Here is a 14,410-nt window from a genome sequence, read left to right as displayed (position 1 = left end):
AACATGCTACAAAAAAGCACAGAAACAAGTAGGCAAAAACTTAATGATTCATTCAGACCAGGGGTGGCAATATCAGATGCAAGCGTATCAGGCTTGGTTGAAACAGCAGGGGATCACCCAGAGTATGTCCAGAAAGGGTAACTGCCTAGATAATGCCGTCATGGAAAACTTTTTTGGCACCTTAAAGTCCGAACTTTTTTATCTCAATACCTATGAATCTATCCAAGAGCTTAAGAAAGATATTGCAAACTATATTACCTATTATAATACCGACCGAATTAAGCTTAATTTAAAAGCAATGAGCCCGATCGAATATCGAGCTCATTACTTTCCAAACAAATTCTAAATCCGTCCAACTTTTGGGGGCTAGTCCAGAATGATCTTTCGGGGCTTTTTTATTGATTACACCTGAATGGAGTCCTTACAGTTTTGCCAGCAATTCCGCTTTTTTAGCCGTGAATTCCTCTTCCGTTAAAATACCTGCGGCTTTCAGGTCGCCCAGTTGTTTGAGTAAGCCCATAATGTCTTCCTTCGACTGAGCCGGTTGGGCAGGCTGTGAAGCAGGAGCTACTGCTCCGGCCATCATACCGCCCAGATTCATGCCCACGATACTGGCCGCCGTTCCCGAGTTTTCCGCCGCCTTTTCGATGGACATCCCCGCCTGAAACTGCTGGAAACGGGCCATATCCCCGACCATATTCATTTGTGTGGTCTTGTCGAGGAAGGCTTCTACTTCAGGTGGTAAAGACGTGTTTTCGATGTAGAACTTGACAATCTGGAGACCGTACTGATCGAAATCATTCCCCAGTAAGGGTAGTAGCTTTTCACCGAGTTCGGTATAGTTACGGGCTAGATCCAATACCGAAACATTGGCTTCGGCAATGGCATCGGAGAATTTGGAGAAGATCGCTGAACGCAACTGTTCTTCAATATCGCCGACCCGTACCTGCGGATTGGTCCCGGAAAATTCCTTGAGAAACTTTTTCGCTTCATTGACCCGGAACGTATACGTACCAAAAGCCCGAATCCGCACCTGCTTGAATTCAGCATCACGAACGATGATCGGGTTGGCCGTACCCCACTTCAGGTTAGTAAACTGTTTCGTGTTCACAAAGTATACGTCCACCTTAAAGGGCGATTCGAAGCCGTATTTCCAGGAACGCAGTGTCGTCAGAATGGGCATGTTGGCCGTCGTCAGCTCGTGTCGTCCGGGTTGGAACACGTCGGCAATCTGACCCTCATTCATGAAAATGGCTACCTGACTTTCGCGTACGGTCAGTTGAGCCCCATATTTAATGTCATTGCCCTTGTCAGGAAATTTCCAGATGATGGTGTCTGACGTATCGTCGACCCATTCAATGACATTGATAAATTCATTTCGGATGAAATCAAAAATACCCATAGTGCACAAAAGAAGGTTTAAACTCAGTGAATCAAAGCTATTAAAAGTTGAGGCTTTCCACCAGCCCGGGAAGTGATTTCTGCGGATTTTTTAATTTCGTAAAATCCTTCCCTCATGGATTTATTTTCTTTTCTTTCTAAAACTTCATTAACGAAGTCCCGGCCTTGTATAAAGAATTTAATGCGAATACATATCGCTGATTTTCAGTATTTTACTAGTATTTTTTGCAATTTTCCAAGAAATAAAATAAGGTTTTCCATTGGAAGATTTGTCAATATTGTCAATCTGACACATCTTGCATTATATTTCTCTGCTAACACATGCTTCTTCTAGGAATTGACGTAGGTACCTCTTCAATTAAAGTCTCGGTTGTAGACGCCGATAGTCAGCAGGTTGTGGCTTCGGCTTCGTACCCGGATCTCGAAAATCCCATCTCTACGCCCCAGCCGGGCTTTGCTGAACAGGATCCGGCCATGTGGTGGAATTGCGTTCAACAGGCGATTCTGAAAGCCAATGCTACGGGAGCTTATAACCCGAAAGACATCGGGGCCATCGGTATTGCCTATCAGATGCACGGGCTGGTTGTGGTAGATCGTAACGAACAGGTACTCCGGCCTTCCATCATCTGGTGCGATAGCCGGGCCGTTTCCTACGGAGAAGCCGCCTTCCAAAAAATAGGCTCGGAAAAAGCCCTGAGTCATTTGCTCAACTCGCCCGGGAATTTTACGGCGGCCAAGCTGGCCTGGGTGAAAGCTAATGAACCCAAAATCTACGGTAGTATTTACCAGATTATGCTGCCCGGCGATTACATCGCGATGATGTTGACGGGTTCCATTACAACCTCTAACTCAGCGTTATCGGAAGGTATTTTCTGGGATTTCCAGTCGAATCAGGTTTCCGAAGATGTACTGGATGCCTTTGGTTTTCCCAAAACGATCTTGCCCGAATTACATCCTTTGTTTTCCGTACACGGGGAAGTAAAAAGCTCCATTGCCGATTTACTGGGACTGAAAGCAGGTATTCCGGTTACGTACAAATCAGGGGATCAGCCGAACAATGCCCTTTCACTAAACGTGCTCGATCCCGGTGAATTTGCCGCGACGGCGGGTACTTCCGGCGTGGTATACGCCGTAACCGATCAGGTCAAATACGATCCCCAGAACCGCGTTAATACCTTCGCTCACGTCAACCACCAGCGGGATGAGCAGACGCGATTGGGTATTCTGCTGTGTATCAACGGTACGGGCATTCTGAATCGCTGGGTACGCGATCAGTTTGGCTCCGGTCTAACCTACAGCCAGCTTAACGAACTGGCCGCTACCGTTCCGGCGGGTAGTCAGGGCGTACGGGTGCTTCCGTTTGGCAACGGAGCCGAACGCGTACTGGAAAACCGTACGGTTTCAAGCACGATTTCCGGACTGGATTTCAATACCCATACCCGGAGTCACGTATTCCGGGCGGCACAGGAAGGTATTGCTTTTTCGTTGAAATACGGTATGGACATTATGTCGACCATGGGTAGCCCGGCCAAGGTAGTACGGGCGGGTAAAGCCAACATGTTCCTGAGTGATGTCTTCACGGAATCGTTCGTGAACGTTACGCAAACCCCCGTGGAATTGTACGATACTGATGGTTCTAAAGGTGCGGCTCTCGGAGCAGGCGTTGGTCTGGGCTATTTCCAGGCTCCCAAAGAAGCCTTCAGTCGCTTAACGAAAGTCGCCACAGTAGAACCGGACGCCTCGCAGGCAGACCAGTATCAGGAATATTACGCGAACTGGCTTTCGCTATTGAAAAAATATTTGCAGTAGTTATTGGCGAATGATTCGCCGCATTGAAACCATACACTCATTCATTACTCACTTTTAAACGCTTTTACAATGGCCGTTTTACTAGGCGAAAAGGAATATTTCCCGGGCATCGGGGAAATCAAGTACGAAGGTCCGGAATCCATGAATCCACTGGCATTCCGTTGGTACGATGAAAACCGCGTTGTGGCGGGAAAAACGCTGAAAGAACATTTCAAGTTTGGCATGGCGTACTGGCATACCCTCAGTGGCGACGGTTCTGATCCCTTCGGCTCGGCTACGCACCTGCACCCCTGGGATCAGGCAGCAGACCCCATCCAACGCCTGAAAGATAAAGCGGATGCTGCTTTTGAATTTCTTACCAAACTGGGTCTGCCCTACTTCTGCTTCCACGACGTAGACGTAGCGGATTACACCCCCAATGTTGAAGAATTCGAAGCTCGCCTGCAAGCCTGGGTGGATTATGTGAAACCCAAAATGGAGCAGTCAGGTGCGAAGTTGCTTTGGGGTACGGCCAACCTGTTCTCACACGTTCGGTATATGAACGGTGCCGCTACTAACCCTGATTTTGCGGTATTGGCTCACGGTGGTGCTCAGGTGAAAGCAGCGATCGACGCAACGATTGCTCTGGGTGGTGAAAACTACGTATTCTGGGGTGGTCGTGAAGGATACATGACCCTGCTCAATACGGACATGAAACGCGAGCAGGAACACCTGGCTCGTTTCCTGCACGTAGCGAAAGATTATGCTCGTAGCAAAGGCTTTAAAGGAACGTTCTTCATCGAGCCAAAGCCGATGGAACCCACCAAGCACCAGTACGATTACGATGCGGCTACGGTGATCGGATTCCTGCGTCAGTACGGTCTGATGGACGATTTCAAACTGAACCTGGAAGTAAACCACGCTACGCTGGCCGGTCATACCTTCGCTCACGAATTGCAGGTGGCTGTAGACGCCGGTCTGCTGGGTAGCATCGATGCCAACCGGGGTGATTACCAAAACGGCTGGGATACGGATCAATTCCCGAACGATATTTACGAACTGACGGAATCTTTGCTGGTGATTCTGGAAGGCGGCGGATTACAGGGTGGTGGTGTGAACTTCGATGCCAAGCGTCGTCGGAACTCTACGGACCCCGCTGATCTGTTCTACGCTCACATCGGAGCCATGGACGTATTTGCCAAAGCCATGATCATTGCTGATCAGATCCTGACTTCGTCGGAGTACAAGCAGATTCGTGCGGATCGCTACGCTAGCTTCGACTCTGGCAAAGGCAAGGAATTCGAAAACGGTACACTCGGTCTGGCGGATCTGCGTGATCTGGCGATCGAACTGGGCGAGCCCGAAGTTCGTTCAGGCCGTCAGGAATACTTGGAGAACCTGATTAATCGTTACATCCTGTAAGGATCGATCTTCTATACGAAAAAAGCCACCTTTGCGGGTGGCTTTTTTCGTATAGGTTAATTCATTCTACGGTTTATACCTGATCGGACTGGCGGCTTTGTTCCCGGTCCCGATTTTGATCTTGATTTTGTCCCTGGCGACGGGTCATGTCATCTTGTTGCAGGTTTTCCTGGTCCATGCCTTGTTGACGGCCCCCGGATTGTCCAGACTGTTGCGATTGTTGGTTGCCTTGGTTGCGATCCTGTTGCTGCTGGCCGCCTTGTTGGTTGCCCTGCTGCGAGTTTGATTGATTCATCATGATTTAAATAATTGAGGTTTTGTTGCATAGTAGACGATTACTCGTCAATAGTAACTGTCAAACATTCATGCCACAGCATTTTTCCATGAAAAAATGTATCTTTTCATGGAACTAAGACCTCAATCTTTCCAGATTCTGTTGGGCACTACTCAATTTTCCTCAGGTCACTGTGCAAAAAAAGAGCCCGAGTGATTCGGGCTCTTTTCTATAATCGGATTATACTAAAGGAATGTCACGTTCGGGGCGAGCTTGGTCGCCAGCGAGTTCGTCGTCTTCTGGATAACGTTCTTCCAGATCCTTGTATCTCCGATCATGGGTTGCATTCGCATCGTTTAAGAAAGCTTGCGTTTTATTAGCATCTTCGCCGTAGGCAGGCTCTTCAGTAGTTTCTTCTGTATTCCGTTCAATGGTGTCGGCATCCTGTTCTGGATCATATGGGCCACCCACTGGTTTCTCGATGGGTTGGGTAATCGTACTATTACGACCTGCTTCGGCTGAAGAACCTTGGTTGTTTACTAAGTTTGTATCTCTAGTCGCTGAGCCCAGGCTGGTACCCGCGTGTTTTTCATTATGGCGATTAAACATGATTGTATTGTTTAGTGGTTATGGATATGACTGGTAAATTAAAAAAAGCAGTGCCACCCCTTTTCAGTAGCCGTATTTTTACCGCATGTTATACGAATTAGTAGTTGCTCATTACCAGGAAAATCTTAACTGGTTGCGAAAAATCCCGCCCGCCATTCACCGAACGCTGTATCACAAAGATTCAGCTCATCCGGAGCCTGCCGGGGTTCTTTTGCCTAATGAAGGCCGAGAGGCTCACACCTACCTGCATCATATCGTTGAACGATACGATTCTTTGGCTGAAATCACGGTTTTTAGCCAGGGAAAGCCCTTTGACCACGCCTACGACTTTCACGCGACCCTCCGAAAACTGGCCAGTAATTCAGAACCCATCCGACCTTTCGAATGGTTGGGACACCTGATTGATACGGATGATTGGGAGGGCCGGCGACTCTTTCAAACCTGGAGTAAAAACGAGGATGGTCGCGGGCTGGACTTAAAAGGATTTCACCAAAAAGTATTAGGTACGGATGGTCCGGAACGATACACCTTCGTACTGGGGGCTCAGTTCATCATTCATCGGGAAATTATTCAACAAAAGCCGAAAAGTTTTTACCAGAATGCCCTGGAAGTATCCATTCATTTCCCGGATGCGGCCCATTGTTACGAGCGAAGCTGGGGCAAAGTCTTTGACGTTCAGGGAATTCCCGAAGATGTACTCCAGGGAAGGGAGACGGTTTATCTGAAACCGATGAAAAATCAAGGCTTCATTTCATAAATAAACCCCGGCAGTACCCGGGTCTGTCGGGGTTTGTTTTTACTTCTTCGGAAAAGATTCCAGTACTTTCTTTATAAATCCATCCAGGGCTTTCTGATCAATCCAGCGGGCAACTACCACTAGTTCGTGTTCGGGATCAACGTAAATAATATTTGTTCCGTTACCCACATGCGTGAACGCCGAAACCGGAGCACTGGGCAGATACTTACCCGCCGTATTCAGAAACCAGTTCATGTAACCGTAGGTAGGCTGAGCAGTCGTAGGCGTGCGGGCTTGACTTACCCAGTTTTCCGAGAGGAGCTGCCGATCCTTCCAGCGGCCCTTATGCAGGGTCAGTAAGCCGAAGCGGGCCATATCGTAGGCGTTGATGAACATGCCCCCACCCCAGTGACCGCCACCGCTTACGGACTGTACGGGCTGACCGTCGAGTACGATCCAGGCGTTTCGGTAGCCCGTCCACCGCCAGGTATTGGATGCACCAATGGGATCCATGATCTCCGTCTTTAGTACCTGCGGCAGGGGCTTACGCCACACACTCGTCGCTGCCAGAGCCAATGCATTGACCCGAACATCATTGTATTCGTAGACACTGCCCGGCGTGTGTCGTTTCCGATTAAGCCACTCGGAGGCCTGAGCGGCCGGACGGTCTGCCCATTCGGGTTTGCCCCAGAGGGTACCTTCCCAATCACTTGTTTGCCGAAGCAGATGGTCCCAGGTAATCGTACGGTTATGAGGCGTATCAAAGGGCCGCAGTAATTCCGGTTGACCCAGTTCGTCCGCGGGCCGTAACAGAGGTTGTCCATACACTTCAATGGGAGGTACGTAAGGAGCTACGGTGTCATGTACACTACGAATCAGCCCCTGATCAACGGCCAAACCAACGACGGTAGAAAGGAAGCTTTTCGTAACGCTGTGCGTCATATCGCACCGCAACGGCTCGCCCCAGTTTCCAATCAGGTATCCTTTATAGATAATCAGTCCGGTAGGTTCGCCCCGTTCGGCAAAGGGTCCAATCGCAAAGCCGTAGGGTTCTTTCCCGAAACTTTGGTAATGGGATTGCTCCATACTCCGGGGATTTTTGCTCTCGTTGGCTTTCGCAAATGCCACGGCTTCCTGAATACGGGCTGCATCCAGACCCAGTTCCTGGGGCGTTCGCTGTTCCCAAAGTTGAGCCGTCGGAAAATAGGGTCCTTCGGAGGGTTTCTTTTTCTGGGCAAAAACAGAACCCAGGCTCAGGCAGAATAAAGCGGATAGAAGTCGAAGCATACGCTTGGTTATGTTTTCCAGGCAAAACTACCCATCTTTCTTTCGGTGTTAGTAGCTTTAAGATTAACGTTGGAAAAGCGTAGATCAATCCGTTCACTGAGGAGTTAATCCTCTTTTTAGGAGTTTTTATCCAGCCAAAGAAGGGCGTTAAAAAACCTGATTTGCAAGCATTGCGTAATTTTTTTCTGGTTGCCTTACTGTAGAACCAGAAAAAAGCTCTATACTTGAAACATATTAAGCGTTCCGCCATACGCTTCACGATTGACCGCCACTACTCGTGAGAAAAGGCATGTAGCTTTGGGCTACTTGCTCCCGATATCGTAAGGTATTGGGAGTTTTCTTTCCAAACATTTTCCTCTCTCTTTTTGCTCTGTATTCTGCTCACCCCAAGCGGTGTTCTTGCTTACTTTATTCGAAGGATGGTCTTTCGTTTCTATAAATGTTATCCCCTTTTATTGCCAGTATGTGTTTAATCTAAATCCTCCCGTCAACGTAGCGACCGAAGGCAAAACAAGGCTTTTGCCATGGCTGTAAAGAAAGCCTTATTGGGATACATATAGGTAGGTGGATAAGAAAAACTCGTACTAAACAAACACACTACTTACTCACATTGTCCCCTCGGACAGGAACTCCATTAGTCATTTTAACAATCTCCTTCATCAGCCTGACTCATGGAGAAAGCTCTAGCTATGAACTTTACCTGCCTGAGGATTAGAGATTGCCCTGAAGGCTTTCTGTAATTGAAACAGCACAAAATTAACGATTATTACTATACGAAAAGTAGGTTTAATTTGATCCGAAATGAACCTTAATTTTTAGGAGAGTCGTCACTGTGTACTTCAAAAGCTCCTACTTATTCAAAGCAGGCCCACAAAAGTAGACAGGTCACAGTTCAGGCCTGAGTTTATCACTTACACTGAAGTATGGCACAGGATTTAAACGATAAAATCCGTTTATATTCGTGTTTAAATTCCGTCTGATATATCCTTGAATTTATATGTTTCCGCCCTTACGAACCGTCAGTAAAGCGTCGCTTTATTCTCTACTTTTTGCCCTTTTGCTAGTGGCAGATTCCTGTAGCAGAAAGCCTCTGGTTGCACCCACGAGTGACCAGACCCTTCCGTTACAAGCTTATCTGGGGCTTCCGTCGCGACAGTCAGGGAATTTATCTAATGATAGTTCGGAGTATCTTCTGTACAAACCGGCATTTGTTGTTTGTTACCAGTCTGCCAAAGGAATAGCCCGGTGGGTAAGCTGGCATCTACAAAAGAGTGATTTAGGTACGGCCGATCGTCAGGATGATTTCAGACCCGACGAGGATTTACCCCGTAACTTTCCCCTGATCAAACCTACCGATTACACCAATAGTGGATTCGACCGTGGCCACCTGTGTCCATCAGGCGATCGAACGGCTACGCAAACCGCTAACTCCGCTACGTTTGTTATGTCGAACATGATTCCTCAGGCCCCCAGTTTGAACCGGGGGGTCTGGAATGATTTAGAGGAATATTGTCGGAGCAAAGTAAAATTAGGTTACGAGGCTTACCTCTACGCAGGTGGCTATGGAGCAGGTGGTAAAGGCTCGAACGGATCAGCCACTACGATTGCCAAAGGGAAAGTAAGCGTGCCTGGTCGCTGCTGGAAAGTGATTCTGATTATGCCCGAAGGCGAAAATGATTACGGTCGCCTGGAAAAGGAGTCGGTCGAAGTGATTGCCGTTGATATGCCCAATTCTCAGGACGTTGCCGGTACGGGTTGGCGACGCTGGCAGCTATCGGTTCGGCAACTGGAAGGACTAACGGGCCTTGATTTCTTTTCGGCTCTGCCCCGTTCCACCCAGGACCGAATTGAAAATCATACGCCAACCTTTTGAATTTAAGGTTAACGTATCATTTCATTCAAATTCATTGGTATTACGCAGGTAGGGTAACTTCGCTTCGTAATACCAGTGGGCATTACCCTTTCAGTGAAGAAGCAAAAATCCCTCTTAACCACCTGACGAGCAAGCAACTAAGAGGGATGACCAGTACCCAGAGCCGGAGTCGAACCGGCATGTCCGTGAAGACAATGGTGTTTGAGACCATCGCGTCTACCGATTCCGCCATCTGGGCAACTCGCGTATTCGCGTTTGGGAGTGCAAGTATACACCTTGAAAAGGCCCTTTGGCAAGTTTTCCAGAGAAAACTTTTTGCTTTTTTTGGAACCAACTGACGTCCAAACGTTTAAAATGGCTTACAGCTTCGGCCTTATTCGTATCGCAGGGCTTCAATCGGGTCGAGGCGGGAGGCTTTCCAGGCGGGATAAAATCCGGAGAGTAAACCGACGATCACACAGACGATAATGCCAATGATCATCCAGCCCCAGGGCACAATGAAACTGGCGGTACCCTGACTGATCAGCTGCGAAACCACGTTACCAAAGACCAGAGCCAGTACCAGTCCGGCCAGTCCACCCAGTACGCAGATGACAATGGCTTCAATCAGAAACTGCTGACGAATGCGTTTGGGCGTCGCTCCCAGCGATTTGCGTATACCAATTTCCTGCGTACGTTCGGTAACCGACACCAGCATAATGTTCATCAGGGCAATACTGGCACCCAGCAAAGTAATAAAGCCAATCCCAAGACCGCCCAGGGTCAGTTGCTCGTTAATTTCCTTGAAATTCTGGGATACGGCATCGGCTCGTTCAACCTGAAAGGATTCCTCCTGTGTAATGGCATCTTTCCGGATGAGTCGCATCAGGCCTCGGGCTTCGTCCATGAGCAGTTCCACCCGGTTCAGGCCGGGTACACTGGTGGTGATGCCGAACGACAAACTGCGATTACCCGCCAGCTGACGAGCCGTTTCAATAGGAATGAACACCTGACGATCGTCCCCGCCACCCGTAAGATTACCCTTTCGCTCCAGCAAACCGACAATCCTGAATTTCGAACCCAGCACACTGATTTCCTTCCCGACCGGCTTGGCCGTCCCAAATAAATTCGTGGCAATCTCTGCTCCCAGAATGGCTACATTGGTTGAATTGGAAATATCGTTAGCCGAAAAATTACGCCCGTCCTGAATCTTGTAACTTTTCACCGCAAAGAAATTTTCATCCACGCCCGTAACCGACACGTTTGGATTACTCTTCTTGCTCTCGTACTTGATCTGGGCGGTTCCCGTAACCATGGTTGACAGGGATACCGTGGCACCAAAACCAAAGCGTTGTTTGTATTCCTGAGCTTCCCGGTATAGGATGGGGCCAAACACTTTCCGACGGCGTCCACCGATCCGAATGCCCATTTCTTCGCCCTCCGTTATATCAAACGTGTTCGCTCCCAAACCGGCAAAGCTGTTATCAATACTACTCTGGATGCCATCAATCGCCGTCAGGATTCCTACCAGACTACTGATTCCAACGGCAATGATGAGCGAGGTCAGTACGGTCCGGAGCAAATTAGTCCGGATCGAACGCAGGCCTTCGCGTATGTTCTCAAGAAAATCCATGCATTAAGGGTACTAATCGCGTTGAAGCTCCTCGTACTGGTCCACAATTTTAGCGACTTTGATTCTGAAAAAATTGATTAAATTGAGGATTCAACTGTTCATGCATCATCCTAGACTGGACGATTAAAATTTCACTAAACAGATCAATACGGCTGATCCTAACGTTACTTTCAAACTACTGATCAAAGTTCGTGGCTGTTTTTGAAAATTACTGCACCAATGAAACGACTAATCCTTCCGTTTATCCTTTTCCTGCTGGTTTGCGGTTCAGTACGGGCCTCTCAAATCCTGATTCCGATGGACGAGTCCCAGAAAAATCACCTGAAAGCCTATGGACTGACCTATTGGGTTCTGAAAAACTACGAAACGGAAGTAGAGTGGCTTCTAAACTACCGGGGCGGCAGTTTCCTATTTCCCGAAAATCAGAAATTTCAGAATGAACTGGTCATTCGGGGCATTTCCTACGAAGTCATTTCGGACGGACAAGCCCAGCAGATCCGGCAGGAATTGCAGCAACCCGACGTCAATATGGACGTGGTGAAGCTCCAGAAAGCCCCAAAAATTGCCGTATATAGTCCAAAGGTTAGTCAGCCCTGGGACGACGCCGTAACACTGGTACTGACGTATGCCGAAATTCCTTACGAGACGGTCTACGACGACGAGGTCATGAGCGGAAAATTGCCGACCTACGACTGGCTACACCTGCACCACGAAGACTTTACGGGCCAGATGGGCAAATTCTGGCAACACCGAAACTATCCTTACTACCAAACCCAGAAACGGGAAGGTCAGCAAACCGCCAGCAAATACGGCTTACAAACGATTCCTCAACTAAAGTTTAACGTTGCCAAAAAGATTCAGGAATTTGTATCCGGTGGGGGCTATATGTTTGCCATGTGTAACGCTACGGATACCTACGATGTGGCTCTGGCTGCTAATGGAGTCGATTTTGTGGATGCATTTTATGATGGTACGCCCGCGGATCCGAACATCAACCAGAAACTGGATTTTTCTCAAACGTTCGCATTTAAGGATTTTAAAGTGATCCTGGACCCGTACCAGATTGAGTTTTCGACCATTGACAGTCAGCCCGATGAACGGCGTTTGATGGAATCGAACGATTACTTCCAGTTGTTTCAATTCTCCGCCAAATGGGACGCCGTACCTACCATGCTTACGCAAAACCACGAAACGACCATCAAAGGATTCATGGGCCAGACGACGGCTTTCAAGAAAGAATTCATCAAACCCGAAGTACAGGTCCTGGGTGAAAATCGTTCGGTTGGCGAAGCTCGCTACATTCACGGTACATACGGCAAGGGTTTCTGGACCTTTTACGGCGGTCACGATCCGGAAGATTACCGGCACGAAGTGGGCGAAGAACCCACGGACCTGAACCTCCATCCGACTTCACCCGGCTATCGCCTCATTTTGAATAATATTCTGTTCCCGGCAGCCAAGAAGAAAAAGATGAAAACCTAGTCGCCTGACACAAAAAAAGGTACGGATGCGAGTCCGTACCTTTTTTTGTTCCATTCCTTCCCTCCTATTTTTCCCGACCAAACCAGGCTTTCACATCGTGCTGGGCTTCGAATTTGGCCTGTTGTGCCTTGGGTAATTTTGCGAAGAAATCGATCCCCGTTTTCTTTTCCACTTCATCAATAGAGGTGGTAAAATCCTGCATATTAACATTTACCCAACCTTTATTCCCGATCAGAAACGCAATAGCTTCCTGTCGATTGGGGTCATAAATGAGCTTGTAGTAATATTCGGGTACGGCGATGTCGGTACTCTTGCCAATAGTCGGCAATCCTTTGCGTAGTACGGGTCCCGTTACAATGACCAGATCTCCGCGTTTTTTGGTCCAGCTGCGTACCCGTTGCTCGATATGGCTCCAGATGCCCGTATTGAAATCATGGGCCTGCGGCGACATATTACTCATGTAGAAGCTTTCATTTTTCAGCTTTTGATCGTAGTTGAAATCACCCGCCGGAGCCAGGTGCCCGCGATCGTAACCCGTATTGGTGTAATCGTTTGGTAAAGCCGTTTTCGTTTCTACCAGCGGATCGGGCTGAAAACTATCCGCCCGGCGGGCATTTCCTTTCTTATTCAACAGAAAATGAACCACCCACGCCGCTTGCTCGTATGGTTCCTCGTAGTCAAGAATGTATCCTCTCCGGCGAATGATCTGGGCGTTTTTGTCGTAAGCGGGCAGGTAATCCTCCAGGCTTCCCAAAGAAGTAGAAGCCGAACCCGTATTCTCCTGACTGTCGCTGGCTTCTGAATCATACGACTCATCCGACGAGCGTTTCCGACGATCGGCTCTTTCTTCGTTTGACTCAGCCGTAGAAGAACGTCTGGGTTTCTTGATACCGACCAGCTCGTATAAATCCGCCTTGATCATTTCCAGCGGATGCGGCTTATTACAATACCTCAGAACCAGACCGATTCCGATTAAAAACAAAAGAAAAACAAGGCGATTATTACGCATCCCTCTGGTACGTGGCATCATGAATGGGTAAAAAGTGTAATTAAAAACGACGCAAAGATGAGTTGATTTTATGGGGTTCGAGTAAAAATAAGAGATAAAATGCGGGCAAGTTTTTTTAGTCAGGCCTCGTACTATCTTCGCAGAAACCCTTTACTCCATTCTATGACGCTCGAAGCCATTCAGGAGGCCAGTCAGGCCATCCGCAATCAATTCCCTGATTTTCAACCTACGATAGGAATCATTTTAGGCACGGGTCTGGGTCATTTGGCCAGTGAAGTACAGATTCTGGGAGCGATCCCTTATGATCAGATTCCGCACTTTCCTTTATCCACTGTCGAGTCGCATTCGGGTAAGCTTTTATTGGGTACGCTGGCGGGCCAGTCAGTCATTTGTTTACAGGGACGCTTTCACTACTACGAAGGATATTCCATGCAGCAGGTGACCTTTCCAGTTCGGGTAATGCACGCCCTGGGCATTCGGCATTTGTTCGTTTCCAATGCGGCGGGTGGCTTGAACCCGGCCTTCCGTACCAGCGATCTGATGATCATCGACGACCACGTTGCTCTGTTTCTACCCGAGAGTCCGTTGCGGGGCTTCAACCCACCGGAGTTCGGTCCCCGTTTCCCGGATATGAGTGCTCCTTACGATGCCGCGTGGATTCAGCAGGCGAAAACGATTCTCGAAGAACTGGGTCTGCCGCCGCATACGGGCGTCTACACCAGCGTACAGGGACCGCAACTCGAAAGCAAAGCCGAGTATCGTCTGTTGCGTCAACTGGGGTCGGACGCCGTGGGCATGAGTACCGTACCCGAAGTACTGGTGGCCCGGCAGATGGGCCTGCGGGTATTCGCCTGCTCGTAATTACGKATTTGTGTATTCCGGAAACGTTGAAAGAAGCTAAACTCTCCGAAATACTG

Annotated in this window: 13 protein-coding genes and 1 tRNA gene; 7 read left to right on the top strand and 7 right to left on the bottom strand. The window is 48.5% G+C overall.

Annotation, left to right across the window (positions count from 1 at the left end; genetic code table 11):
• Positions 1-346 (top strand): IS3 family transposase (locus BWI97_RS18540; RefSeq protein ID WP_146010971.1); only part of this gene is annotated, 346 nt, incomplete at its 5' end.
• Between the two features lie 75 nt (positions 347-421).
• Here the strand turns inward: BWI97_RS18540 and BWI97_RS18535 are convergent.
• Positions 422-1,402: an SPFH domain-containing protein gene (locus tag BWI97_RS18535; protein WP_102202295.1), complete on the bottom strand. Its 981-nt coding sequence runs from the start codon at positions 1,400-1,402 to the stop codon at positions 422-424.
• A 320-nt stretch (positions 1,403-1,722) separates the two neighbouring features.
• Between BWI97_RS18535 and BWI97_RS18530 the strand changes: the two genes are divergently transcribed.
• Positions 1,723-3,210 (top strand): FGGY-family carbohydrate kinase, encoded by a 1,488-nt coding sequence (locus tag BWI97_RS18530; RefSeq protein ID WP_102202294.1) that lies wholly within the window; start codon positions 1,723-1,725, stop codon positions 3,208-3,210.
• 69 nt (positions 3,211-3,279) lie between these two features.
• Positions 3,280-4,611, top strand: a complete 1,332-nt coding sequence (gene xylA / locus BWI97_RS18525) for a xylose isomerase (protein ID WP_094812981.1) — start codon at positions 3,280-3,282, stop codon at positions 4,609-4,611.
• Positions 4,612-4,684: 73 nt separating this feature from the next.
• On the opposite strand, the gene BWI97_RS18520 is transcribed toward xylA, so the two are convergent.
• Together BWI97_RS18520 and BWI97_RS18515 are read right to left on the bottom strand one after the other, a co-directional pair.
• Positions 4,685-4,909, bottom strand: coding sequence for a hypothetical protein (locus BWI97_RS18520; RefSeq protein ID WP_094812976.1), 225 nt, complete (start codon positions 4,907-4,909; stop codon positions 4,685-4,687).
• A gap of 216 nt (positions 4,910-5,125) precedes the next feature.
• Complete coding sequence (locus BWI97_RS18515) at positions 5,126-5,494, bottom strand: hypothetical protein (RefSeq protein WP_102202293.1); 369 nt, start codon at positions 5,492-5,494, stop codon at positions 5,126-5,128.
• An 85-nt stretch (positions 5,495-5,579) separates the two neighbouring features.
• Between BWI97_RS18515 and BWI97_RS18510 the strand changes: the two genes are divergently transcribed.
• On the top strand, positions 5,580-6,251 hold the full coding sequence (locus BWI97_RS18510) for a DUF3431 domain-containing protein (protein WP_102202292.1): 672 nt from the start codon (positions 5,580-5,582) through the stop codon (positions 6,249-6,251).
• A 39-nt stretch (positions 6,252-6,290) separates the two neighbouring features.
• Here the strand turns inward: BWI97_RS18510 and BWI97_RS18505 are convergent, their stop codons facing one another.
• Entirely contained in the window at positions 6,291-7,517 is a 1,227-nt protein-coding gene (locus BWI97_RS18505; protein WP_102202291.1) for a serine hydrolase, read from the bottom strand.
• 1,063 nt (positions 7,518-8,580) lie between these two features.
• Between BWI97_RS18505 and BWI97_RS18500 the strand changes: the two genes are divergently transcribed.
• Complete coding sequence (locus BWI97_RS18500; RefSeq protein WP_233207905.1) at positions 8,581-9,390, top strand: DNA/RNA non-specific endonuclease; 810 nt, start codon at positions 8,581-8,583, stop codon at positions 9,388-9,390.
• A 154-nt stretch (positions 9,391-9,544) separates the two neighbouring features.
• Here the strand turns inward: BWI97_RS18500 and BWI97_RS18495 are convergent.
• Positions 9,545-9,628: transfer RNA gene (locus tag BWI97_RS18495), tRNA-Leu, on the bottom strand.
• Positions 9,629-9,763: 135 nt separating this feature from the next.
• Complete coding sequence (locus BWI97_RS18490) at positions 9,764-11,002, bottom strand: ABC transporter permease (RefSeq protein WP_102202289.1); 1,239 nt, start codon at positions 11,000-11,002, stop codon at positions 9,764-9,766.
• A gap of 219 nt (positions 11,003-11,221) precedes the next feature.
• Between BWI97_RS18490 and BWI97_RS18485 the strand changes: the two genes are divergently transcribed.
• Positions 11,222-12,484 carry an asparagine synthetase B gene (locus tag BWI97_RS18485; protein WP_102202288.1) on the top strand — a complete coding sequence of 421 codons (1,263 nt, stop codon included), beginning with the start codon at positions 11,222-11,224 and terminating at the stop codon, positions 12,482-12,484.
• A 64-nt stretch (positions 12,485-12,548) separates the two neighbouring features.
• Here BWI97_RS18485 and BWI97_RS18480 read toward each other — a convergent pair whose 3' ends face one another.
• Positions 12,549-13,514: a DNA/RNA non-specific endonuclease gene (locus BWI97_RS18480; protein WP_102202287.1), complete on the bottom strand. Its 966-nt coding sequence runs from the start codon at positions 13,512-13,514 to the stop codon at positions 12,549-12,551.
• Between the two features lie 141 nt (positions 13,515-13,655).
• On the opposite strand from BWI97_RS18480, the gene BWI97_RS18475 reads away from it, so the two are divergent.
• Positions 13,656-14,354 (top strand): purine-nucleoside phosphorylase, encoded by a 699-nt coding sequence (locus BWI97_RS18475; protein WP_369826606.1) that lies wholly within the window; start codon positions 13,656-13,658, stop codon positions 14,352-14,354.
• Positions 14,355-14,410 lie beyond the last annotated feature (56 nt).

Source organism: Siphonobacter sp. BAB-5405, assembly GCF_002872335.1.
GTDB lineage: Bacteria > Bacteroidota > Bacteroidia > Cytophagales > Spirosomataceae > Siphonobacter.
This window is presented reverse-complemented; position numbering and strand designations above follow the sequence as displayed.

What these genes read in the sequence shown, in the direction of transcription:
- BWI97_RS18535 (WP_102202295.1), bottom strand. Translation starts at nt 1,402, where the DNA reads ATGGGTATTTTTGATTTCATCCGAAATGAATTTATCAATGTCATTGAA.
- BWI97_RS18530 (WP_102202294.1), top strand. Translation starts at nt 1,723, where the DNA reads ATGCTTCTTCTAGGAATTGACGTAGGTACCTCTTCAATTAAAGTCTCG.
- xylA (WP_094812981.1), top strand. Translation starts at nt 3,280, where the DNA reads ATGGCCGTTTTACTAGGCGAAAAGGAATATTTCCCGGGCATCGGGGAA.
- BWI97_RS18520 (WP_094812976.1), bottom strand. Translation starts at nt 4,909, where the DNA reads ATGATGAATCAATCAAACTCGCAGCAGGGCAACCAACAAGGCGGCCAG.
- BWI97_RS18515 (WP_102202293.1), bottom strand. Translation starts at nt 5,494, where the DNA reads ATGTTTAATCGCCATAATGAAAAACACGCGGGTACCAGCCTGGGCTCA.
- BWI97_RS18510 (WP_102202292.1), top strand. Translation starts at nt 5,580, where the DNA reads ATGTTATACGAATTAGTAGTTGCTCATTACCAGGAAAATCTTAACTGG.
- BWI97_RS18505 (WP_102202291.1), bottom strand. Translation starts at nt 7,517, where the DNA reads ATGCTTCGACTTCTATCCGCTTTATTCTGCCTGAGCCTGGGTTCTGTT.
- BWI97_RS18490 (WP_102202289.1), bottom strand. Translation starts at nt 11,002, where the DNA reads ATGGATTTTCTTGAGAACATACGCGAAGGCCTGCGTTCGATCCGGACT.
- BWI97_RS18485 (WP_102202288.1), top strand. Translation starts at nt 11,222, where the DNA reads ATGAAACGACTAATCCTTCCGTTTATCCTTTTCCTGCTGGTTTGCGGT.
- BWI97_RS18480 (WP_102202287.1), bottom strand. Translation starts at nt 13,514, where the DNA reads ATGATGCCACGTACCAGAGGGATGCGTAATAATCGCCTTGTTTTTCTT.
- BWI97_RS18475 (WP_369826606.1), top strand. Translation starts at nt 13,656, where the DNA reads ATGACGCTCGAAGCCATTCAGGAGGCCAGTCAGGCCATCCGCAATCAA.